Raw genomic sequence first — 22,786 nt, 5'->3', positions numbered from 1 at the left:
AGGCGGATCACCGAGTGCGTCGACTCGGTCGGCGGCGGGTGAGCCTGAGGACGGCCCCCGCGCCGGCCGCGGTGACGAAGAATTCGTCCGTGTCAGGGTGTCCGCGACAGACATTGGTGGGCATGCTGCCCTTGGGCAGCGGGTGGCTTGCCTCGACGGTGCCGTCCGGGCCGACGGCGTCGATCCGGTCGCCGCTCGTGGTCGCGACCCAGAGACGATCGGAGGCATCGACCGCAAACCCGTCCGGGTTCGCATCGGGCAGGGTCCGTAGAAGGGCTCCACCCTCCGGATGATTACCCACGACATCGTATTTCGTGATGTCGGCGCTGACGGTCTCCGTCAGATAGAGGTGCGTTCGATCGGTGTCGAACCCGATGCCGTTCACGAAGATCGGCCCCTCGATGAGCAGTTCGCTGTCCCCGCTGACGATGTCGACGGCCCAGACCCGACCGGGCAGTGCCCGATCGGGTCGGGAGAAGTCGAACTGTTCGCGCGAGTCGGTGACCCACAGTCGCCCGTCCGGTCCGAAGACCAGGTCGTTGGGTGCCCCCATCCCCTTCGCCAGGTACTCCACCTCGCCATCGCGGATCACCTGGATTCCCGGTTCGGCGGTGCTCTGCGCGGCCCAGATCCCACCGTTCTGAGCGACATAGAGCGCGCCGTCGGGGCCGATCGCGAGGCCGTTCGGGCCGCCTCCCACCCGGTGCTCGACCACGATGGTTCCATCCCGATCGAGCACGATCACCGATCCGCGACTCATGGACACCACAGCCACCCGGTCGTCGGGCAGATAGACCGGGCCCTCGGTGAAACCGAGGCCGTCGGCGATCAGTTCGACGGTCATACCCTCGACTCGACCTGTGCGCGGATGACCTTCCCGGTGGCGTTGCGCGGTAGATCCTCCGTGCTGATCGTCCAACGGGTCGGCACCTTGTAGCGCGCCAGTGCGGCGCCGGTGAACTCCGTCAACTCGGCCTCGGTGACGGTGCTGCGATCCGCGACCACGACGATGGCCGCGACTTCCTGCCCCAGGTCCTCGTGATCGACCCCGAGCACCACACACTCGCGGATCTCGGGATGCAGGGCGAGCCGATTCTCGATCTCGGCGGGGTAGACGTTCTCGCCGCCACGGAGGATCAGATCCGAACGCCGACTCGACACGCTCAGGTATTCGCCGTTCATGGTGCCGAGATCTCCGGTGCGGTACCAGCCGTGCGGGGCGGTCGCCTGCTCGGTCGCCTCGGGATTCTTCCAGTACCCGAGCATGATTCCCGGCCCGCGCAGACAGATCTCGCCTTCGACGCCGTCGGGGACCCGGTTGCCGTCGGCGTCACGAACCTCGACCTGCATCGTCAGGATGGGACGCCCGACGGTTGCGGGATCGGCGAGCAGTTCCGCGGGGGACGCGATCGTCGCAGCAGTGGAGGACTCGGTCATTCCGTAGCTGGTGCCGAGTGATCGGCCCGCCTCGGGCAGCGCTGCACGCAACTTCTCCCGCAGCGCCTGCGACGAGGGCGCACTGTTCACCGTGACCGTGCGCAACGACGACAGGTCGTACCGACTCAGGTCACCCTCGAGAATCCGCGAGAGCATCGTCGGGACGGCGCCCCAGTTCGTGACACGCTCCTGTTCGATCAGACCGAGAACCGTGTCGGCGTCGAACCGCCCCTGGTGGATCACCGCGGTGTCGCCGACAACGAGACGCACCACCGCGAGGTTGTGCAGCGCGGCGATGTGGAACAGCGGCGTCGCCAGGAGGAACCTGCGATTCGCCGGCGCCGCACCGAGTTCGGTGGCGACCGCGTCGTTGAGAAGATGGAACCAGAGCGCGGTGAGGACATTGCGATGCGAGTGCGTCGCGCCCTTCGGGTGTCCCGTGGTGCCGCTGGTGAACAGGATCACCGCCGGATCATCTTCGGCGGCAACGTGATCGGGCAGGCGATCCGTGGCGTGAGCGACGAAGATCGGGTCCAGGTCGGTCTCGACCGACAGCGTCGGCACACCGCTGTCACCGACTCGATCCATCCGAATGCGATCCGCGACGAGAACCTTGGGTTCGGTCAGTGCGAGCGCGTGGGCCATCTCCGGTCCGGTCCACAGCGAGTTCATGCCGACCGCGACGGCGCCGAGTGAGACGGCGGCCCAGAAGGTGACGATCCACTCCGGGCTGTTGGCGGCGCAGATCGCCACCCGGTCGCCGGGGCGTACGTCGTACTCGGTGCGAAGCGCCGCGGCCAGCGCGGCGACGCGACACCGGTGCTCTTCGAACGTGAGTCGGCTCTCCCGCGTCACCAGGTAGTCGCGGTCCCCGAACTTCGCTGATGCGTGCAGCAGTTCGCCGAGCGAGCGGTGCCGACGGGTATAGACGGGAAGCGGCTGACCGAGCACGTCCTCGATCCCGATCTCGAACGGTTGGCCGGGAGCGGTGAGTCGGGCGACGATGTCATCGCGGGTTGTCATCGGTAGAGCTCCTTCCAGAACGGCGAAACAGCGATCAGCGCGGGAGTCCCAGCACGCGTTGTGCGATGACGTTGAGCTGGATCTCGATGGTGCCGCCGCCGATCAGGACGGCCGGGACTCCCAGGTAGTCCTGAACATACGGCTCTTCCGGGCTGCCCACGCAACCGAGCGGGCCGAGCAACGCGACCAGCGCGCGGGAGCCTTCGCGTTGGGCGATCGCGTGGAACACCTTCTGCACGCTGGTCGCCGACCCGGTGGCGTCCTCGGACCCGTGCAGCCGTTGCAGCACGGTCTTCAGGTTCATCGCTCCCACCGAGAGCTCGCGTGCGGTGTTGCGGCCGAGCACTCGGACAACCTCGTCCCGGCTGCTGCCGTACTCGCCGCCGTCGAGCAACCGGCGGACCATGTCCGCGGAACCGTGGCCGAACTTGGCGGTGCCCATCTTGAGTCGCTCGTTCGACAAGGTGGTGACGGCCAACCGCCATCCGTCACCGGGGCCGGCGACGACACAGTCGTCGGGCACGAACACCTCGTCGAGGAAGACCTCGTTGAACTCCCAGATTCCCGTGACCTGGCGAAGCGGACGCACGTCGACGCCCGTGCTGTTCATGTCGACGAGGAAATAGGTCAGGCCGGCGTGCTTGGGTACGTCCGAGTCGGTCCGGGCGAGGCACACGCCCCAGTCCGCCTCCCGCGCCTGCGAGTTCCACACCTTCTGTCCCGAGAGCACCCAACCCCCGTCGACCTTGCGGGCCCGGGTGGACAGGCCCGCGAGATCCGATCCGGCGCCCGGCTCGGAAAACAGCTGACACCAGACGAGTTCACCTCGCAGGGTCGCGGGCACGAACCGCTTCTGCTGCTCCTCGCTGCCGTGGGCGATGAGGGTGGGAAGCACCCACTCCGCAATTCCCGTGTCGGGCTGGGCAAGTCCGCGCCGGGCGAACTCGTCGGCGATCACCGCCTGCTCCACCGGGCCCGCATCGAGGCCGTACGGCTCCGGGTAGTGGGGCGCGGTCAGGCCTTCGGCCGCCAGTCGGGCCCGGCGGGCGCCGCCCCGGGACGGTGCCCACCCTTCCGTCGGAATCTCGTCCTCGGGAAGTGCGAGAACGTCGTCGAGCACACCCGAGACCCGTGCCCGCACCTCCGGTAGCGAGTCCGCGTCGATGAACGAGAAGTCGCGCCGAGTGTGCAGTGCGGCTTCTCCCAGTCGAGTCGACCAGGCGTCCTCGGTACCCACCGCGGAGGCGACGGAGACCGCCCGCCGCCAGTACAGGTGCGCGTCGTGCTCCCAGGTGAACCCGATACCGCCGAGCAGGCTGATGCAGTCGAGTGCCTGGTCGACGCCCGCCGGGGCCGCGGTGAGCGCCGCCTGCGCCGCAACGAGACGCCGCTGGTCGGAAGCGCTGTCGGCGGCACGGGCCGCATCCCACACGGCCGCGCAGGCGACCTGGGAGCGGACCAGCATCAGTGCGGCCTTGTGCTGGACTGCCTGGAAGCTGCCGACCGGGCGCCCGAACTGGTGGCGGGCGCGTACGTACTCGACGGCCGTCTCCAGGCACCACGCGGCGATCCCGCCGGCCTCCGCTCCCAACAGCGAGGCGACGACGAGATCGACCCGGTCCGGGTCGAGTCCGGACAGGGCCCGGCCGTGGCCGATCCGGTGACCGGCGAGTTCGAGCCGTCCCACGGATCGCGTCAGATCGACGGCCTCGCAGGATGCCACCTTCGCCGTGGTCGTGGACCCGTCGAGTTCGGTTCGCTCGAGCCAGAACCACAGGTCCTCGCCGGGGGTGTCCGCCAGCGCGGCACGCACGAGGACTCGGTCGGCGCCCGGCAGCCCCAGCGTGGGATCGGAGGTCCCCTCGACCGCCCACCCCCCGTCCACAGCCCTTGCCGTCAGCCGGTTCCCGGCGACGAGAGCGCCGGTGGCGCCGCCGTCGAAGGCGGCGAGCAGATCGTCGGCACCGGTCGAGGCTGTCGACGCTGTGGCACTGGCGAGCACGGTGGGAACGTACGGTCCGGGGAACAGGGCCCTGCCGAACTCCTCGACCACGACGGTCAGCGCCGGCAGCCCGCAATCCGAGCCGCCCACGGACTCCGGAAGATGCATGTTGTGCAGGCCCTGTCGCACCACCGCATCCCACACCGGGTCCGGGCCGGTACCGGTGGAGAAGGCGTCGAACTGGTTGCGGGTACTGGCAATCGGCGCGGTGCGGCGGGCAAAGGCCGCGACCGAGTCTGCAAGAGCGCGCTGATCGTCATCGATCGGTAGTGCCATCGAGTTCTCCTGGAGTAGGTGGCCCGTCAGGTGCCGGTGGTGCTAGCTGGTGCCCGCCGATTCGGTTGCGTGCGCCGCCAGGACGTACAGGGCGTCGGCGAGCGAATCGACGAAGGTATCGGCGCCCTCGGCGCCTTGCATGAGTCCGCGCATCATCGTGGTGCCCGACATCAGGTCGAACAGGAACATCGGGTCCGCCCCCGGGGCTATCTCCCCGCGGGTGACCGCCCCTTCGAGTAGGTCGGAGAAGGCCTTGCGTACGGGGGCTCCGATGGCGAGGAGGCGTCTGCGCGCGTCCTCGGACCGCGAGTCGGCCAACAGGCCCGGGACGCCGGCACGGGCTGCCGGACGCGCCGCGCGGGCCAGGAAGATGCGCACCCACGTGGCCAGATCGGCCCGCAGGTCCCCGGTCTCTTCGGGTAGCGGATGCCCGCCGGTGCCGTGCACAGCCTCCTCGATCAGCGCCTCACGAGACGGCCACCGCCGATAGATGGCCGGCGTGTTCACCTCGGAGGCTCGGGCGATCGCGGAGATCGTCGTCTGCTGATAGCCGACCGTCGCCAGCAGGCGACGGGTCGCGGCGAGCACGGCTTGATCCTTGCCCGGGTCGCGAGGACGCCCTGCGCGGGCCGAAATCTCAGACTTCACTATTACATAGTAACCCGTTACGTTAATCGTGAGGCCGTTTCGAATCGCCCGATCCGAGGGGTCCTACCCGGTTTCTTCTCGTCCGGTGCTCGCGCTGCTGCGGGTGAATGCACAAGGAGTGCACGATGAACAATCGAGACACGACCAGATTCCCCGCACCGCGCGAGGACGGCGACAGGTTCGGTCGGGTGGCGTACCAGCGCGAGACGGGCCGCGTCTCGACGATTCTCACGCAAGCCCGGGTGTGCCCCGGGCCGCAGGCTCGGGTCTGCGTCAACCCGGCCACCCTGGAATCGATCGGTAGTGTCCAGGTCGCCACGGCCCGACAGATCGACGGCCTGGTCTCGCGGGCACAGCGCGCATTCGCGACATGGCGTGGTGATCGCGACGCGCGACAGAAGCTCCTCGCGATCTGCTCGCGCGAACTCTTCGGTGTCGCGGACGCCGTCGCGCCCTTGCTCACGATGGAACACGGCAAGCCCCTCGACGAGTCCGCCGGTGAGATCCGCGCGGCCGCGAAGTTCCTTGCCGACACCGCCCGGATCGATTGGGATGACGACGCTCCCGTGTGCGCCGGCCGAAACCGCACGGCGGTCATCGAATACAGGCCGGTCGGAGTCGTCGCGGTACTGATCCCGTGGGACCTGCCGATCCTCCGCATGGTCGCGAAGATCGCCCCCGCCCTGGTTGCCGGCAACACGGTCATCGTCGAGACGCCGCCCACCGTGGCGCTGTCGGTCACGCGAGTGGTCGATGTCCTCGAGGCCGTGCTGCCGGACGGGGTCCTCGGCACATCCGTCGGCTACGACGACACCGGAAGCTCCCTGGTGGGCCATCCCGGGATCGGCCGAGTCTCCTATGTGGGCTCCCGAGGAGGTGCCCGGAAGATCATCAGCAAGGCCGCTCGGTTCCTGACGCCCGTCGCGACGACGACCGGGGGCGGCGGTGCGGCGGTGGTTCTCCCGGATGCGCACGTCGACGCGACAGCAACCGCATTGGCGGGCAGCGCATTCCTCAATGCGGGGCAGACTCTCGGTGGCCCCGGGCGCGCGTACGTGCCGACAGAGATGGTGGATGCGTTCTGCGAGGCGCTCTCGGAAAACATGCGCATGCTGACCGTCGGCGACGGGTCGAGCCCGGAGACGTCGATCGGTCCGCTCCACAGTGCGCGTCAGTTGAGGGTGGTCGAGGACTTCCTCGCCCGGTCCGTGGCCGCGGGGTCGACTCTCGTCCACGGCGGCGGGCGGGGCACCGACCTCCCCGGGCACTTCCTCGAACCGACGCTGCTGCGTGAGATCGGCGATGCGGGTGTCCCGGGTGCCGCGGTCGAGACGGCGGCCGCGGGGCCGGTGTTCACCGTCGTCGGCTTCGACGACCTCGACCGGGTCCTCGGGTGGATCGGCGAACCACCACACGCTCTCAGCGCATCGGTATGGGGGACCGACATCGACCGAGCGGCCAAGGTCGCCGAACGTGTCGATGCCCAATCCGTGTCGGTGAATCGACACGAGGTCACCGACGCGACATCGCCGTTCGAAATGGTGGCAGCGAGCGGATTCGGAATGATCGGTGGCCGCGCCGTCGACGAGTTCCTGCAGTTCCGTGTGATCAACCATTGAGACCCGGGCGCAAGGTGAGGACAGCAGATATGGACCAATTCGAGCGTTTGACCAGGACGTTTTCGAGCCCCGCTTATCTCGAATGTCTGTTTCTCCGCGCGGCGGCCTCTTCCGCCCGTAGGCTGCGCCAATCACAATGGTGTGAGGAGTGGGATCGGAGGTCGCGATGACGATCCAGATGGAGCGTGGAAGCGGATCGCGCGCGGCGGCGGGAGCCCCCGAACGCGTCCCGGTGGCGCCGGCGGCAGGCACGCCGGCAACCGCGCACGCACGCACCGAGATGGTGGTGGACCCGCGGTTCCTGCCGCTCGCCGACCGCTTCTTCTCGATGTACCGCCAGCCCCACAACGGTGGCGGTGCGCTGGTCGCCTACGTGCACGGCGAGAAGGTCCTCGACATCTGGGCCGGCTACGCGGACCGGGATCGTCGCTGGAACCGGGACACCGTCTCGCTGTCCTTCTCCACCGGCAAGGGTGTCGCGAGCACGGTCACGCACCGGTTGGCCGAGCGGGGCATCGTCGACTACGACGCCCCCGTCGCCACGTACTGGCCGGAGTTCGCGGCGGCGGGTAAGGAAGCGATCACCATCCGCGACGTGCTGACCCACCGCACCGGTCTGCACAAGGTCCGTGGACTGGTGCCCGGCCGCCTCGGTCTGCTCGACTACGACACCGTCGTCGAGGCACTCGCCGCGGCGGCACCGGATCCGCGTCGTCTGCGCGGGCCCGGCTACCACGCCGTGACGTTCGGATGGCTGGTCGCGGAGACGGTCTCGCGCGCCACCGGCAAACCGTTCGTCGACATCGTCCGCGAGGAGATCGCCGAACCCCTCGGGATCGACGAGTTCTGGTACCAGGTCCCGCAGGCCCAGAGGCCGCGGATCGCGAAGCTGTTCCCGCACATCAACCCCGGCGGACTGGACTGGCAGCTCACGGCGTCGGTCCTGTCCCGGGTGGGTCCCCTGCGGGGACTCGCCGAGGCCGCGATGCCGGACGGCTTCGACGAGCTCGTGCGGAACCCCGCGGTGCACGACGCCGTCATGCCCGGATGGAACGGCGTGTTCAGCGCCCGATCCCTCGCCCGGATGTACGCGGCCATCGCGAACGGAGGCGTCATCGACGGCGCCCGGTTCCTGAAGCCCGAGACCCTCGAACAGATGGGGGCCGTGCAGACCCGGGACCGCGACTACGTGCTCGGCGTCAAGCTCGGCTGGCGCCTGGGCTACCACCCTCCGATCCTGGCCAGTCGCACGCAGCCCACCCGCGGCCTCGGTCACTACGGGGTGGGCGGATCGGGCGCGTACGCGGACCCCGAGACCGGTCTGGCCTTGGCGTTCGTGACCAACAGACTCGGCAACGCGGTCTCCGCGCTCGGAGATCTGCGACTGGCCAAGCTGGGCGCCGAGGCACAGGCGATCATGCGTTCGTGAAGGAGGACTGGCGATGAGCAATCACGTCTACCGGGTGATCGAGATCGTCGGATCGTCGCCCGACGGTGTCGACGCGGCGATCGCGAACGCCGTCGGTCGCGCGCACGAGACGATGCGCAATCTCGAATGGTTCGAGGTCGTCGAGACCCGCGGTCACATCGAGGGCGGGGTCGTCGCGCACACGCAGGTGACGCTCAAGGTCGGTTTCCGGCTGGAATGAACTCGAGCGACCCCGGGGGCACGCCCGATCGTTTTCCGGTACAACGGAGCCTCGACCCAAACTGAAACACGTTATAGTCTTGGGTCGAGATCGAGAGATTTCGGTCCGGGCACTCACAGGTAGGGAAGAACTGTGGCTTATGTGATTACGCAGGCATGCTGCAACGACGCATCGTGTGTGGACGTCTGTCCCGTCAACTGCATTCATCCGACTCCGGACGAGCCGGAGTTCGCCACGACGGAGATGCTCTACATCGATCCGCAGACGTGCATCGACTGCGGCGCGTGTGTCGACGAGTGCCCCGTCGACGCGATCTTCGGTGAGAACGAGCTCAGCGAGGCGCACGCGCTGTACCCGGAGATCAACGCCGCGTACTTCGAGAAGCACCCCATCGGTCCGGACTGGCCGGAGCTGACCCAGCCCAAGCCGCTGGACCCCGCGCTGGGGACGCTGCGCGTCGCGATCGTCGGTTCCGGTCCCGCCGCCTGCTACGCCGCGATCGAACTCACCGCCCGCCCGCGCGTCGAGGTCGACATGTTCGACCGCCTGCCCACCCCCTACGGCCTCGTCCGTGCCGGCGTCGCTCCCGACCATCCGGGCACCAAAGGTGTCGCGGACGTCTTCCGGTCGGCGATGAGCAAGCGCACCGTGCAGTGCCATTTCAACGTCGAGGTCGGGCAGCACGTCAGCCACGACGAACTCCTCGCGCACCACCACGCCGTCATCTACGCGGTGGGCGCGGCCAGCGACCGTCGTCTCGGGGTCCCCGGTGAGGACCTGCCCGGTTCGCACGCCGCCACCGAGTTCGTCGCCTGGTACAACGGCCACCCCGACTACGCGAACCACACGTTCGACCTGTCGGGTGAGCGTGCGGTCATCATCGGCAACGGCAACGTCGCGCTGGACGTCGCCCGCATCCTCGTCACCGATCCGGACGAGCTGGCCAAGACAGACATGGCGGAGCATGCCGTGGAGGCGCTGCGGCACAGCAACATTCGCGAGGTCGTCATCGTCGGCCGTCGTGGACCCGCGCAGGCCGCGTACACCAACCCCGAGCTGATCGCGCTCGGCCAGATGGCCGACGTCGACATCGTCGTGGACCCGGACGAGGCGATCCTGGACGCCGCCAGCCGGGCGTGGGTCGACGGGCCGGACTCCGAGCCGTCCGAGAAGCTGAAGGTGCGTCAGGTCGAGGAGTTCGCGAAGCGGACCACCTCCGACGGTCGCAAGCGGATCGTGCTGCGCTACCTGGCCTCGCCCGCGGAGATCAGCGGCGACGGCCGTGTCGAGGAGTTGCGCCTGGTGCGCAACGAACTGGTCGCCGACGATGCCGGCAAGCTGTCCGCGCACGCGACCGACCGGACCGAGACACTGTCGACCGGTCTGGTGCTGCGGTCCATCGGCTACAAGGGCCTGCCCGTCGCCGACCTGCCGTTCGACGAGCGCCGCGGCGTCGTTCCGAACGAGAACGGTCGCGTCATCGACCCGGAGACCGGTACGCCGATCCCCGGCGTCTACGTCGCGGGCTGGATCAAGCGCGGACCCACCGGCGTCATCGGCACCAACAAGCACTGCTCAGCGGCCACCGTGGAGATGCTGGTGTCGGACTTCTCTGCCGGACTGCTCGGGCAGCCCGGCGGCGACCGCGAGCAGCTCGGTGAGCTGATCGGCGGGCGCCAGCCCGATGTCATCGACTTCCAGGGCTGGCAGCGCATCGACAAGAAGGAGCGCGCGCTCGGATCGGAGAGCGGACGTTCCCGCACCAAGATCGTCGACCTGGCCGCGATGCTCGACGCCGCCCGCGGCGAGGGTGCGGCCGGCTGACGGCGGGTCGGTGTTGTCGGTGACCGCCCGATATGTCTAAATAAGATGTATCGGGCGTCCGCCGATCGCGGTGGCGCCCGTGACACGGTGTCGTCGAACGAGGGGATGGGCGCATGACCGGGAAGTCGATCGCAGGACACGGTTCGAGGACCCGGCGCTGGTTCGCCCGCGCCGCAGCCCTCGTCGTCGGAGCCACCGCGGCAGGTGCCGTGCTGGTGGGGCCGGCGCAGGCCGCGCCGCTGTTCCCCGGCGGACCCGAGATCCCGGGCTTCCAGATGCCGACCTTCGAGCTGCCGCGGGTGGAGCTGCCCCAGATCCCGACGCCGCCTCTGCAGCTCCCGCCCGGATTCGACCTGCCGCCGGAGGTGCGGGCGGTGCTGCCCCCGGGCTCGCTCATGCCGGCCACGCCCGCCGTCGCCCCGATCGGCCCGGCGGACTTCTCGGCGCCGTCGCTCAATCCCGCACCGGGTGAGGTGGTGGGCATCGCGCAACCGATCATCATCCGGTTCAACGAGGCCGTCGGCGACCGCGCCGTCGCCGAGCGGGCCATCCGGGTCACCACGAATCCGCCGGTTGCCGGACACTTCTACTGGATCAACGACAGCCAGGTGCGGTGGAAGCCGGAACAGTTCTGGCCGGCGAACATCCAGGTGAGCGTCGACGCCGGTGATTCGCACTCGACGTTCTCGATCGGCGACGCCCTGGTCACCGTCGCGGACGACAACACCAAGCAGATCACCGTCACCCGCAACGGTGAGGTGGTCAAGACGATGCCGACGTCGCTCGGCAAGCCCGGTCACGAGACGCCGAACGGCACGTACATCGTGGGCGAGAAGTTCCGCGACATGTACATGGACTCGTCCACGTACGGTGTGCCGATCGACGCCCCCGAGGGCTACCGCACGTACGTCGAGTACGCGACCCGAATCTCCTACAGCGGCATCTTCGTTCACGCGGCGCCGTGGTCGGTGCAACAGCAGGGACACAGCAATGTCAGCCACGGCTGCCTCAACGTCAGCACCGAGGACGGCAAGTGGTTCTACGAGAACGCGAAGAAGGGTGACCCGGTGATCGTGCAGAACACCGCCGGCGGCATCCTCAGTGGCAGCGACGGACTGGGTGACTGGAACCGCTGACCCGACCGGACCCGAAGGCGCTGCGCGAGAACCACTCGCGCAGCGCCTTTTTCGTGCGCAAATAGTTGCGATTCCGATCGCCGCACGACGTTCAGATCCCATCTCGCGCGCATTCACCGGCCATTCGCAGTCGGCGGTAACACTGCTGCGGTGACATCGAGTCCGGAGAGAACCCTGCCGCAGCCACCGGGCCGCGGACTGCTCGGCCGCCCGTGGCGTGACTACGCACTCTTCGCGGTCCTGGTGGGACCCAACCTGGTGCTGCTGGCGGTGTTCACGTACCGGCCACTGATGGACAACATCCGGCTCTCGTTCTTCGACTGGAACATCTCGGATCCGGTGGCGACCTTCATCGGGTTCGAGAACTACCGGGAATGGTGGAGCCGCGACGACACCTGGCAGATCGTCACCAACACGGTCGTGTTCACCCTGGCGACGGTGGTCGGATCGATGGTGCTCGGCCTGGCGCTGGCGCTGCTGCTCGACCGCAAGCTCTTGGGGCGCAACCTGGTTCGCTCGGCGATCTTCGCGCCGTTCGTGATCTCGGGTGCCGCGATCGGCGTCGCGTTCCAGTTCGTGTTCGATCCCAACTTCGGCCTCGTCCAGGACCTGCTGCACCGCATCGGGTTCACCTCGGTGCCGGACTTCTACCAGGAGCCCGGCTGGGCGCTGTTCATGGTGACGGTCACGTACATGTGGAAGAACCTCGGCTACACGTTCGTCATCTACCTGGCCGCGCTGCAGGGCCTTCGTCCCGAGCTGTCGGAGGCCGCCGAGATCGACGGCGCGAGCGGATGGACCCGATTCCGCCGAGTCCTGTTGCCCCAGTTGCGACCCACCACCTTCTTCCTGTCGATCACGGTGATGCTCAATTCCCTGCAGGTGTTCGACATCATCAACGTGATGACCCGCGGAGGCCCGCTCGGGACCGGAACGACCACGATGGTCTACCAGGTCTACAACGAGTCGTTCCGCAACTTCCGGGCCGGTTACGGTGCGACCGTCGCGACCGTCATGTTCCTCGTCCTGCTCGCCGTCACCGTCTACCAGGTGCGCGTGATGGATCGGGGTGAGCGGTCGTGACCGCGCTCGAGGAGCATGTGGTCGCCCCGTCGCTGCCGACGGAGATCGTCGCCCCGGCCGCGCGGGCACAGCGTCGTCGCGAACGCGCGCTGACCTCCCTCGGGTACGCGGCGATGGTGTGTGCACTCGTCATGGTGGCGCTGCCACTGTTCTGGATCGTCATGACGTCGTTCAAGGAACGGCCGGACATCTACACCCAGCCGGTCACGTGGTGGCCCAGCACGTTCCATCCCGAGAACTACCGGGAGGCGCTCACGTCGGTGCCGTTCACGACGTTCCTGCGCAACTCGGTGATCATCACGACCGCGCTGGCGGCGATCAAGTTCGTGCTCGGTGTCCTCAGCGCGTACGGGCTGGTGTTCCTGCGGTTCCCGGGTAAGAACTTCGTGTTCCTGGCGATCATCGCGGCGCTCATGGTGCCCAACCAGATCACGGTGATCTCGAACTACGCGCTGGTCGCGGAGTGGGGGTGGCGGAACACCTTCCAGGGCATCATCGTTCCCCTCGCCGGCGTCGCCTTCGGGACGTTCCTGATGCGCAACCACTTCCTGTCGATTCCGTCGGAGATCATCGAGGCGGCGCGGATGGACGGCGCGGGGCACATCCGGTTGCTGTGGCGGGTGGTGCTGCCGGTGTCGGGGCCGACGATGGTCGCGTTCGCGATCATCACCGTCGTCAACGAGTGGAACGAGTATCTCTGGCCGTTCCTCATGTCCGACGACGCCTCGGTCGCCCCGCTGCCGATCGGGCTGACCCAGCTGCAGAACAACGACGGGCTCACCAACTGGGGACCGGTCATGGCCGCCACCGTGCTGGCCATGCTGCCGATCCTCGTGATCTTCCTTCTGCTGCAACGACACATGATCAAGGGCCTCACCTCCGGTGCGGTCAAGGGCTGACGACATTTCGGACCAGGCATGGAAAGGCACGAAGACATGGCACACATCAACCGTCGCGGATTCCTCGGACTGACCGGGGCACTCGCGGCCGGGGCCGCCCTCACCGCGTGCGCGGGTTCGGGATCGGGTTCCGGCTCGTCGGATTCGAGCGCGTCCGGGTCGGGCGGGACGAACACGATCACGTTCTGGTCCAACCATCCCGGCAAGTCGCAGGACGTGGAGCGGGAACTGATCAAGCGCTTCGAGGCGAAGTACCCCGACCTGAAGGTCGATCTCGTGGACGGCGGCAAGAACTACGAGGAGGTCTCGCAGAAGTTCAACGCCGCACTGTCGGGCGGTGCGCTTCCGGACGTCGTCGTGCTGTCCGACGTCTGGTGGTTCAACTACGCGCTGACCGGGGCGATCGAGCCGCTCGATCCGCTGTTCGGCGAGGTGGGTGTGAACACGTCCGACTACGTCGACTCGCTGCTCGCCGACTACCTGTTCCAGGGCAAGCACTACGCGCTGCCGTACGCCCGTTCCACCCCGATCTTCTACTACAACAAGCAGATCTGGTCGCAGGCCGGGCTGCCCGACCGCGGTCCCGCGACGTGGCAGGAGTTCGACCAGTGGGGCCCCGAACTGCAGCGTGTGGTGGGTGGCGGCAAGCTCGCGCACGGGTGGGGTGACGCCAAGAACTACCTGGGCTGGACGTACGAGGGCCCGATCTGGACCTTCGGTGGTGCCTACTCCGATCAGTGGACGCTGAAGTTCGACGATCCCAGGACGATCGAGGCCGGGAACTTCCTGCGCGACATGGTCTTCGGCAAGAAGTATGCAGCGGTGTCGAGTGACATCGCGAACGAGTTCGCCGCCGGGATCCTCGCCTCGACGATCGCGTCGACCGGTGACCTGTCGGGCATCAAGAAGACCGCGGCGTTCGACTTCGGCACCGCGTTCCTGCCGGCGTCCGACGGCCGACCCGGCTGCCCCACGGGCGGTGCCGGGCTGGCGATCCCGTCGCGCATCTCCGACGACCGGAAGAAGAACGCGCTGAAGTTCATCGACTTCATCACCAACACCGAGAACACGGCGTACTTCTCGCAGAACGTCGGCTACATGCCGGTGCGCAAGTCGTCCGTGGAGGAGCCGTCGATGAAGGCGTTCCTGGATGCGAACCCCAACTCGCGCACGGCCGTCGAACAGTTGGCGCACACGCGGTCGCAGGACTACGCCCGCGTGTTCGTCCCGGGTGGCGACCAGGTCATCGGCACCGGACTCGAGCAGATCGCGCTGCAGAACGCCGACGTGAAGTCCACGTTCGCGTCCGTCGCAGCGCAGCTGCAGCAGACGATCGACCGGCAGATCGCCCCGAAGCTGCCCCAGTAGCAGGACGACAGAAGGAAGACCATGGCACACGTGCAGTTCTCGGCGGTCACCCACCGCTACCCGGGCGGCGAGCGGCCCGCAGTGGACCGACTCGACCTCGACATCGCCGACGGCGAGTTCGTCGTCCTCGTCGGACCGTCCGGGTGCGGAAAATCCACGAGCCTGCGGATGCTCGCCGGTCTCGAATCCGTCGAGACGGGCCACATCCGCATCGGCGGTGCGGACGTGACGGGGCTGGCGCCGAAAGCGCGCGATGTCGCCATGGTCTTCCAGAACTATGCGCTCTACCCGAACATGACCGTCGCCGAGAACATGGGCTTCGCGCTGCGCAACGCCGGGGTGAACAAGACCGAGCGCACCGCGCGCGTCCTCGAAGCCGCGCGGATGCTCGAACTCGAGCCGCTGCTGGGCCGCAAGCCCGCCAAGCTGTCGGGCGGGCAGCGGCAGCGCGTCGCGATGGGGCGGGCGATCGTCCGGCACCCGGCGGTGTTCTGCATGGACGAGCCGCTGTCCAATCTCGACGCGAAGCTCCGGGTGAGCACCCGCGCCCAGATCTCCGGGCTGCAGCGCCGGCTGGGTACGACGACCGTCTACGTCACCCACGACCAGGTCGAGGCGATGACGATGGGCGATCGGGTGGCGGTGATGTGCGACGGCCGACTGCAGCAGATCGCCCGCCCGCGCGAGCTGTACGACGATCCGGTCAACACGTTCGTCGCCGGTTTCATCGGATCACCCGGGATGAGTCTGCTCGAGGCGCCGGTCGAGGGGACCACCGCGGTGCTCGGGGATCTGCGCGTGCCGCTGCCGGCGTCGGCGCGCGGGGAGGACCGCGTCGTCGTCGGGGTGCGCCCGGAGTCGTGGACCCTGGTGGGGGAGTGGCGCAAGGGCTCGCTCACGGTGGTCGCGGAGTTGTTCGAGGAACTCGGCGCCGAATCGTTCGTCCACGCGGTGAACGCCGACCCCACTGACGAGACCTGGTCCAGCAAGGGCGGACGGGTCGTCGTCCGCGTGGACCGGAAGGTGTCGGTGAGCGCCGGCGAGCGGCTGCATCTGCTGCCGAAGCTCGACGAGATCCGGTTCTTCTCGGCGTACTCGGGCGAGCGGCTGCGCTGACGGCTCGCGCATAATCCGTCCCATGACCGTGACCCGTTCGATCCTGCTGTTCGTCCTGGCCGCGCTGTTCGAGATCGGCGGCGCCTGGCTGGTGTGGCAGGGGATCCGCGAGCATCGCGGCTGGTTGTGGGTGGGCGCCGGCATGGTGGCGCTCGGCATCTACGGACTCGTCGCGACGCTGCAGCCCGACGCCAACTTCGGGCGCATCCTGGCCGCATACGGCGGCGTGTTCGTCGCCGGGTCGCTGCTGTGGGCGGTGGTGATGGACGGGTTCCGCCCCGACCGGTACGACATCATCGGCGCGGCGATCTGCCTGTGCGGCGTCGGCGTGATCATGTACGCGCGGTAGCCGCTGCGCGCCCGTGCGCCTTTCTGGTCGGTCCACCAGAAAGGCGCACAGGCGGCGAAGCCGCCTACCAGATATTGACGCGCTTGTCCGGATCCAGGTACAGCTCGTCACCGGGCTTGACGTCGAACGCCTCGTGGAAGCTGTCCAGGTTGCGGATCACGCCGTTGCAGCGGAACTCCGGCGGCGAGTGCGGATCGACGGCCAGCCGTCGGATCGCTTCCTCGTTGCGGGCCTTGGTCCGCCACACCTGCGCCCAGCCGAAGAACACGCGCTGCAGGCCGGTGAGCTCGTCGAGCACGGGGGCGTCGGCGCCCTCGGTCGCGATCCGGTAGGCCGCGAGCGCGATCGACAGACCGCCGAGGTCGCCGATGTTCTCGCCGATCGTGAACTCGCCGTTGACGTGATGGCCGGGCAGGTCCTTGGGCTCGAACTCGTTGTACTGCTCGATGAGTGCCTTGGTGCGCTTGCCGAACTCGGTGCGGTCGTCGTCGGTCCACCAGTCGACCATGTTGCCGTCGCCGTCGTACTTGGCGCCCTGGTCGTCGAAGCCGTGGCCGATCTCGTGTCCGATGACGGCGCCGATGCCACCGTAGTTGGCGGCGTCGTCGGCGTCGGCGTCGAAGAACGGCGGCTGCAGAATCGCTGCGGGGAAGACGATCTCGTTCATGCCCGGGTTGTAGTACGCGTTGACCGTCTGCGGCGTCATGAACCACTCGTCGCGGTCCACGGGGCCGCCGAGCTTGGCGATGTCGCGGTCGTGGTCCGCGGCGTACCCGCTGCGATAGTTGCCCACCAGATCCGCCGGGTCGATCTCGACGGCCGAGTAGTCCCGCCACTTGTCCGGGTAGCCGATCTTCGGGGTGAACTTCTCGAGCTTCGCCAGCGCGGCCTGCCGGGTCTGCGGGCTCATCCACTCGAGGTCGGAGATGTTGCGGCGGTACGCCTCCTGCAGGTTCGCGACCAACTCCTGCATCCGGGCCTTGGACTCCGGCGGGAAGTGCCGCTCGACGTACAGCTTGCCGACCGCCTCGCCGAGGAGGTCCTGTACCAGCGAGACGCCGCGCTTCCAACGCTCACGATTCTCCTGCGTGCCGCTGAGCGTCTTGCCGTAGAACGCGAAGTCCTCCGCCACGATGGCCTCGGTCAGGTACGGGGCCCGCGAGTGCAGGACGCGCCACGTGGCCCACGCCTTCCAGTCCTCGATCGGCTGCGACGTCCACAGCTCGGTGAGCGCCTCGACGAAGCTGGGCTGGCGGACGACGATCTCGGCCAGCTGCTCGGGGGTGGCCTCGAGGCCGGAAAACCAGGCGGCCCAGTCGAATCCGCCGTGCCGGGACTGCAGGTCGCCGCGCGTGACGAGGTTGTAGCTGAGCTCGGCGTCGCGGCGCTTGACGACGTCCCAGTGTCCGGCCGCGAGCTTGGTCTCGAGGTCGAAGACGCGCTGCGCGTCGTACTCGACACCGGCGAGTTCGAACATCTTCCGGATGTGCGCGCGGTACGCGTCGCGCACCTCGGCGTAGTTGTCCTCGCGGTAGTACGACTCGTCGGGCAACCCGATCCCGGACTGTGTGAAGTGCACCAGGTAGCGGGCCGAGTTCTTGGCATCGGTGTCGACGTACTGGCCGATCGCGCCGCCGACACCCGTGCGCTGCAGGCGTCCGACGATCCCGGCGAGCTCGCTCAGGTTCGCGGCGTTCGCGACGGAGGCCAGTTCGTCGGCGATCGGGGCGATCCCGGCCGCCTCGGCGGCGTCGGCGTCCATGAAGCTCGAGTACAGGTCACCGATCTTCTGCGCGTCGGTGCCGGGCGCCGCGCCGGACGCGGACGCCTCCTGGATCAGCGTCCGCACGTCCTCCTCCGCCTTGTCGTACAGCGTGCGGAACGCGCCGTCCACCGCCCGGTCGGCGGGGATCTCGTACTCGTCCAGCCACTTGCCGTTGACGTGCACGAACAGGTCGTCCTGCGGGCGGGTGCCCGGGTCGAGATGGGTGAGGTCGATGCCGGAATGCTGCGCAGTCGTCATCGCTCCATCTTTACACCGACCGCGAGCGCGTGGCCGGTCCTGCCGGAGGCGGGGCGAGGGGATCAGGCGTCGATACCGAGGTTGATCGCGGCGAGGACCCGATCGGACTGCCGCGACGTGGCCATCAGACCGGCCTCGTCGAAGATGCCGTCGGAGGCGTTGCGGGTGTCGCGACCGGTGTGGTCGGTGTACGGCGAGACGGTGGAGAGGATCTCGTCGGTGAAGGTGTCGTCGAAGAACAGCTGGGTGGTGAGCACCGTTTTCTTGTCGATGTGCACCTTGAGGTGGATGTGCACGGTCCGGCCCGTGTACCAGCCGGGGAAGACGGTCGTGAACTTGACGATCCCGTCGGCATCGGTGGTCTGGGCGCCGCGCAGGTAGGTGCCGTCGTCGGTGGTGGTGGCCTCCTGGTCGCCGACGCTGTACGAGCCGTCGGACGTCTCGCCGGAACCGCCCATGCCCATACCGCCGCCCGGGCCGCCCTGCGGCGGCCGGCCCATGCCGCCACCCATGCCGCCACCCATGCCGCCGCCCTGGTTGGCGGCCTGCGAGCCGGACTCGAAACCGGAGTAGACGCCGCCGGCGTCGCAGTGCCAGATCTCGACGACGGCGTTCGCGACACCGGTCGCACTGCCGTCCGGGCTGCAGTTCGTCAGATCCTGGACGCGCATCGCGAGGTTCAGCTCCAGACCGGGACGGTCCTCACGGATGTCGTTGCGGATGGAGTCGACGTCGAACCAGTACGGGCCCTGCGTCTCCTCGACCGCCATGACGCACCGCGGTGCCTGGTCGAGCAGCGCCAGCAACTGGGCGTCGACAGTGCCGCCCGACGCGGCAGCGGTCGCGGGGGCGGTGGCAGAGGAGCCGGAGCCGCCGCCGTTACTGCACGCGGCGATCAGCCCGCCCAGGCTGATCGTCCCGCCCAGGGCGAGCGCCCGTCGCCGGCTGATCCGTTGGCGGCTCAGTTCCACGTCTTTGTTCACTCGAGATCCTCCTCGCTGCGGTTGCTTCGAGGATCATCGTGCGTCGGACGACTGCCGTGAGGCTGGATACCAGCTGGGAGTCGGCTGTGAGCGTTACAGCAGCTGCGCGCTCGCGGCGGCCCGGATCAGGACGTGGCCCGAGTCGTCGACCAGCCGGGACTCGATGAGCGCCAGCCGTCGCCCGGCGCGGACTACCTCCGCCTCGGCCCGGATGTCGGGGCCGTCGGTGGCGGGGGAGCGGACGAAGTCGATGCGCAGGTCCAGGATCCGGTACTGCTGGTCGATCGCGGTGAGAGTCTGGGCGACAAGGCCGTTGACCAGGTCGGCCGCGGTGATCAGGATGCCGCCCTGGATCGAACCCAGGTAGTTGCTCATCCAGTCCCGCGGCGCGAACGTCGCGGTGAGGCTGCCCCGCTCGACATCGGTGAGGCGGACGTCGAGCAGCCCGGCGAGGGGGCCGCGCGCGATCCGCTCCGATGCGATGCCGTCGACGATGTCCAGGCCGGCACGTCCGGCCAGTTCGTCCGGTGCCGCGCACGGCTCGGATGCGGGCACGGGGAGGCGTTCGCCGCTCAGCACCGCGTCGGCGTTCGCGCGGGGGCGCGTGACGAAGACGCCGCGCGACTGCAGGACGGCGACGGTGTTGCCGTCGCCGTCGCGCATGGCGCCGGCCGCGAGTCCGATGCCGGCGTCGACGTCGAGGTTGACGACGTCACCGGTCGAGACGACCATTCCGTGGGCCGGCATCGGCGTGGCCAGCGTCGCGGAGATCTGCGAGAGCACCATGCCGGCGTCGGAGGGCATCGAGTTGCCCAGCGCGCCGCCGGGGCAGGCGTCGGCGAGCACACCGACCGAGCCGAGAATCGTCTGCCCGCGGTGGTCGTGAAAGCGGGCGCCGACTTCCTGGGCAAGCACGAGATGCCCGGGCCGGATCTCCCGCGCCCCGACTCCCATGAACAGGTTGAGCCGGTCGACCCGCTCGGGGGCGGGCTTGCGGGTGTGGAGGTCGTCGGCTGTCGCGGTCATCGGTCCTGTGTACCACCAACGCTCGACGGCGCCGAACCGCTATCCCACCTGCGCGCTCGCGCGAGCCGACACGAGCAGGCTGCCGTCGGGCGTCGTGAGCCGGGTTTCGATCAGGGCCAGACGCCGTCCCGCCCGGACCACCTCGGACGTGACGGTGAGGGTGGCCGCCGGGCCGTAGTGCGTCTCCTGCCCCGCCGAGTCCCAGACCTCGCCGGTGGTGATGCCGGTCCCGGTCTCGAGATCGAGGTGGGTGGTGCGGGCCACCGGTGTCATGCCCTCCTCGTAACCAGGCCGGAGGCATGTGGGACCGTCGGAATCTCAGCCGCCGAGACGGGCGTGCATCTCCCACACCAGGATCTCCGCGCCGATCTCGGAGGAGATCGTCTGCCCGCCGGACGAGCTGAGCCGGACGGCGTCACCCTCGTAGAGAGTCCCGACGCCCTCCATCTCCGCGGTGCCCTGCGCCACGAACACGTGCACGAAGGGCGCCTCCGGGATCCGTACCGACTTGCCCGGCTGGAGGCGGGCGGCGTGCAGCGACGCGTACTTGTTCTTGATGCGGATCGCCGCGTGGTCCCGATGCTGCGGCATGCCCGACGCCACCGGTACCAGCCCGCCGGACAGCAGTTCGTCGTCGATCTCGAGCTGTTCGTACCCGGGGGTGATCCCGGGCTCGTCGGGCGCGACCCACATCTGGACGAAGTGCACCGGCTCGGTGTGCTCGTCACCCTGCAGCCGCCACGAGTCGTTCTTCTCCGAGTGCAGGATTCCCGTGCCCGCGCTCATCCGCTGGGCGAGGCCGGGATAGATGACGCCGGAGTGGCCGATGGAGTCCTGATGCACCAGCGATCCCCGCAGCACCCAGGTGACGATCTCCATGTCCTTGTGGGGGTGGGTGTCGAAGCCCTGCCCAGGCTGGACGATGTCGTCGTTGTTCACCAGCAGCAGTCCGTGATGGGTGTTGTCCGGGTCGTAGTGATGGCCGAACGAGAACGAGTGCTTCGAGTCCAACCACTGGATCCGGGTCTTCAGGCGGTCGCCCGAGCGGTGGACGTCGATGTGGGGCGTGGTGAGAGCTGGCATGCGGTCCTCCTCGGTGACAGTCGCGTTCGGGGCTTTCGCGCTGTCGCGTCACCAGCGTACGAAGTGGAACCCGTCGGCGCCGAATCAGTGGTGTCGAATCGGTCTCGGAGTGTTCACGGACGAGTGACGGGCGAACCGATCACGACGGCGAGGAAATCGCCGTCATTCGTGATCGGTTGCCCGCCAGTAGTTTTGGTGTCGGTCTGTCGACTCAGTCGAGTGATTCGTGCGCGGCGGGGATCGAGCCGAGTCGACCGGCCTGGAAATCCTCGAACGCCTGCATGACCTCTGCCTTGGTGTTCATGACGAACGGACCGGCCATCGCGATGGGTTCGCGGATCGGCTGGCCACCGAGAACGAACACCTCCAACGCCTCGGTGCGCGAGTCCTGGGTGTCGGCCGCCGCGATCGTGATCGAGTCCCCGCGGCCGAAGACCGCGGTCTGGCCGGACGACATCGGTCGGCGATCGGCGCCGACGTATCCGTCGCCCGCGAGCACGTAGACGATCGCGTTGAAGTCGCGGTTCCACGGCAGGGTGACGCTCGCGCCCGGTGCGACGGTCGTGTGCGACAGCGCGATCGGGGTGTACGTCGAACCCGGGCCCTGGTGCCCGGCGATCTCGCCCGCGATGACCCGGATCAGTGCGCCGCCGTCGTGACTCGAGAGGAGCGCGACCTTGCTGCCGGTGATGTCCTGGTAGCGGGGCGCGGCCATCTTGTTGCTCTTGGGGAGGTTGACCCACAGCTGCACGCCGTGGAACAGGCCGCCGCTCATCACGAGGTGTTCGGGCGGGGTCTCGATGTGGAGGATGCCGCCGCCGGCGGTCATCCACTGGGTGTCGCCGCCGCCGATGGTGCCGCCACCGCCGTTGGAGTCCTGGTGCTCCATGATCCCGTCGATCATGTAGGTGACGGTCTCGAAGCCGCGGTGCGGGTGCCACGGGGTGCCCTTGGGCTCGCCCGGTGCGTAGTCGACCTCGCCCATCTGGTCCATGTGGATGAACGGGTCGAGGTGGGCCAGGTCGATCCCGGCGAATGCGCGGCGGACGGGGAAGCCCTCGCCCTCGTATCCGACCGGAGCGGTGGCGATGCCCAGAACGGGACGGTCGACCGCAGTCGGGTCGGCCGCCTCGATGCGGGGCAGCGCGAGGATGTTGTCGACGGTCACGGCAGGCATGGAGCCCTCCTCGGATCTATTAGTTGAGGATTCAACTAGTTCACCGTAGCTCAACACCGCACGAA

At 68.3% G+C, this 22,786-nt stretch carries 20 protein-coding genes; 10 read left to right on the top strand and 10 right to left on the bottom strand.

Features of this window, described 5'->3' with window-relative positions; translation table 11 throughout:
* Nucleotides 1-7: 7 nt before the first annotated feature.
* Genes HUN07_RS24370 through HUN07_RS24355 form a run of 4 tightly spaced genes read right to left on the bottom strand, consistent with a single transcriptional unit; the run spans nt 8 to nt 5,386 of the window.
* On the bottom strand, nt 8-844 hold the full coding sequence (locus HUN07_RS24370) for an SMP-30/gluconolactonase/LRE family protein (protein WP_174913569.1): 837 nt from the start codon (nt 842-844) through the stop codon (nt 8-10).
* Nucleotides 841-2,460 carry a class I adenylate-forming enzyme family protein gene (locus HUN07_RS24365; protein ID WP_174913566.1) on the bottom strand — a complete coding sequence of 540 codons (1,620 nt, stop codon included), beginning with the start codon at nt 2,458-2,460 and terminating at the stop codon, nt 841-843. The genes HUN07_RS24370 and HUN07_RS24365 overlap by 4 nt, the downstream gene beginning before the upstream one ends.
* Before the next feature lie 34 nt (nt 2,461-2,494).
* A complete protein-coding gene (locus tag HUN07_RS24360; RefSeq protein ID WP_174913564.1) occupies nt 2,495-4,738 on the bottom strand; it encodes an acyl-CoA dehydrogenase in 2,244 nt (747 codons plus the stop codon).
* Nucleotides 4,739-4,780: 42 nt separating this feature from the next.
* On the bottom strand, nt 4,781-5,386 hold the full coding sequence (locus HUN07_RS24355) for a TetR/AcrR family transcriptional regulator (protein WP_254622661.1): 606 nt from the start codon (nt 5,384-5,386) through the stop codon (nt 4,781-4,783).
* Between the two features lie 125 nt (nt 5,387-5,511).
* Between HUN07_RS24355 and HUN07_RS24350 the strand changes: the two genes are divergently transcribed.
* From HUN07_RS24350 to HUN07_RS24305, 10 genes are all read left to right on the top strand, one after another.
* Complete coding sequence (locus HUN07_RS24350; RefSeq protein ID WP_174913561.1) at nt 5,512-7,005, top strand: aldehyde dehydrogenase family protein; 1,494 nt, start codon at nt 5,512-5,514, stop codon at nt 7,003-7,005.
* A gap of 280 nt (nt 7,006-7,285) precedes the next feature.
* Nucleotides 7,286-8,434, top strand: a complete 1,149-nt coding sequence (locus HUN07_RS24345) for a serine hydrolase domain-containing protein (protein ID WP_254623049.1) — start codon at nt 7,286-7,288, stop codon at nt 8,432-8,434.
* A gap of 13 nt (nt 8,435-8,447) precedes the next feature.
* Nucleotides 8,448-8,654: a dodecin gene (locus HUN07_RS24340; RefSeq protein ID WP_114722081.1), complete on the top strand. Its 207-nt coding sequence runs from the start codon at nt 8,448-8,450 to the stop codon at nt 8,652-8,654.
* A gap of 132 nt (nt 8,655-8,786) precedes the next feature.
* A complete protein-coding gene (locus HUN07_RS24335) occupies nt 8,787-10,478 on the top strand; it encodes an FAD-dependent oxidoreductase (protein ID WP_174913558.1) in 1,692 nt (563 codons plus the stop codon).
* Nucleotides 10,479-10,591: 113 nt separating this feature from the next.
* Complete coding sequence (locus tag HUN07_RS24330; protein WP_174913555.1) at nt 10,592-11,614, top strand: L,D-transpeptidase; 1,023 nt, start codon at nt 10,592-10,594, stop codon at nt 11,612-11,614.
* Nucleotides 11,615-11,764: 150 nt separating this feature from the next.
* Nucleotides 11,765-12,697 carry a carbohydrate ABC transporter permease gene (locus HUN07_RS24325; RefSeq protein ID WP_174913552.1) on the top strand — a complete coding sequence of 311 codons (933 nt, stop codon included), beginning with the start codon at nt 11,765-11,767 and terminating at the stop codon, nt 12,695-12,697.
* Nucleotides 12,694-13,596 (top strand): carbohydrate ABC transporter permease, encoded by a 903-nt coding sequence (locus tag HUN07_RS24320; RefSeq protein ID WP_441346787.1) that lies wholly within the window; start codon nt 12,694-12,696, stop codon nt 13,594-13,596. The genes HUN07_RS24325 and HUN07_RS24320 overlap by 4 nt, the downstream gene beginning before the upstream one ends.
* A 36-nt stretch (nt 13,597-13,632) precedes the next feature.
* Nucleotides 13,633-14,964 carry an ABC transporter substrate-binding protein gene (locus HUN07_RS24315; RefSeq protein WP_174913550.1) on the top strand — a complete coding sequence of 444 codons (1,332 nt, stop codon included), beginning with the start codon at nt 13,633-13,635 and terminating at the stop codon, nt 14,962-14,964.
* A gap of 21 nt (nt 14,965-14,985) precedes the next feature.
* Nucleotides 14,986-16,080, top strand: a complete 1,095-nt coding sequence (locus tag HUN07_RS24310) for an ABC transporter ATP-binding protein (protein WP_114722076.1) — start codon at nt 14,986-14,988, stop codon at nt 16,078-16,080.
* Between the two features lie 22 nt (nt 16,081-16,102).
* A complete protein-coding gene (locus tag HUN07_RS24305) occupies nt 16,103-16,429 on the top strand; it encodes a YnfA family protein (RefSeq protein WP_174913547.1) in 327 nt (108 codons plus the stop codon).
* A 64-nt stretch (nt 16,430-16,493) separates the two neighbouring features.
* On the opposite strand, the gene HUN07_RS24300 is transcribed toward HUN07_RS24305, so the two are convergent.
* The 6 genes from HUN07_RS24300 to HUN07_RS24275 all read right to left on the bottom strand — a co-directional run bounded on the left by HUN07_RS24300 (nt 16,494) and on the right by HUN07_RS24275 (nt 22,721).
* On the bottom strand, nt 16,494-18,452 hold the full coding sequence (locus tag HUN07_RS24300; protein ID WP_174913545.1) for a M13 family metallopeptidase: 1,959 nt from the start codon (nt 18,450-18,452) through the stop codon (nt 16,494-16,496).
* Nucleotides 18,453-18,514: 62 nt separating this feature from the next.
* Nucleotides 18,515-19,435 carry an intradiol ring-cleavage dioxygenase gene (locus tag HUN07_RS24295; protein WP_174913542.1) on the bottom strand — a complete coding sequence of 307 codons (921 nt, stop codon included), beginning with the start codon at nt 19,433-19,435 and terminating at the stop codon, nt 18,515-18,517.
* 93 nt (nt 19,436-19,528) lie between these two features.
* Nucleotides 19,529-20,461 (bottom strand): PaaI family thioesterase, encoded by a 933-nt coding sequence (locus HUN07_RS24290; RefSeq protein ID WP_174913540.1) that lies wholly within the window; start codon nt 20,459-20,461, stop codon nt 19,529-19,531.
* 39 nt (nt 20,462-20,500) lie between these two features.
* Nucleotides 20,501-20,734: a hypothetical protein gene (locus tag HUN07_RS24285; RefSeq protein WP_174913537.1), complete on the bottom strand. Its 234-nt coding sequence runs from the start codon at nt 20,732-20,734 to the stop codon at nt 20,501-20,503.
* Nucleotides 20,735-20,779: 45 nt separating this feature from the next.
* Entirely contained in the window at nt 20,780-21,544 is a 765-nt protein-coding gene (locus tag HUN07_RS24280) for a pirin family protein (protein WP_174913534.1), read from the bottom strand.
* Between the two features lie 211 nt (nt 21,545-21,755).
* Nucleotides 21,756-22,721, bottom strand: a complete 966-nt coding sequence (locus HUN07_RS24275) for a pirin family protein (RefSeq protein WP_174913532.1) — start codon at nt 22,719-22,721, stop codon at nt 21,756-21,758.
* Nucleotides 22,722-22,786: the final 65 nt, after the last annotated feature.

It is taken from the genome of Rhodococcus sp. W8901, from assembly GCF_013348805.1.
Classification (GTDB): domain Bacteria; phylum Actinomycetota; class Actinomycetes; order Mycobacteriales; family Mycobacteriaceae; genus Prescottella.
Note: the sequence above shows the minus strand (reverse complement) of the source record. Positions and strands in the feature narration are given on the sequence as shown.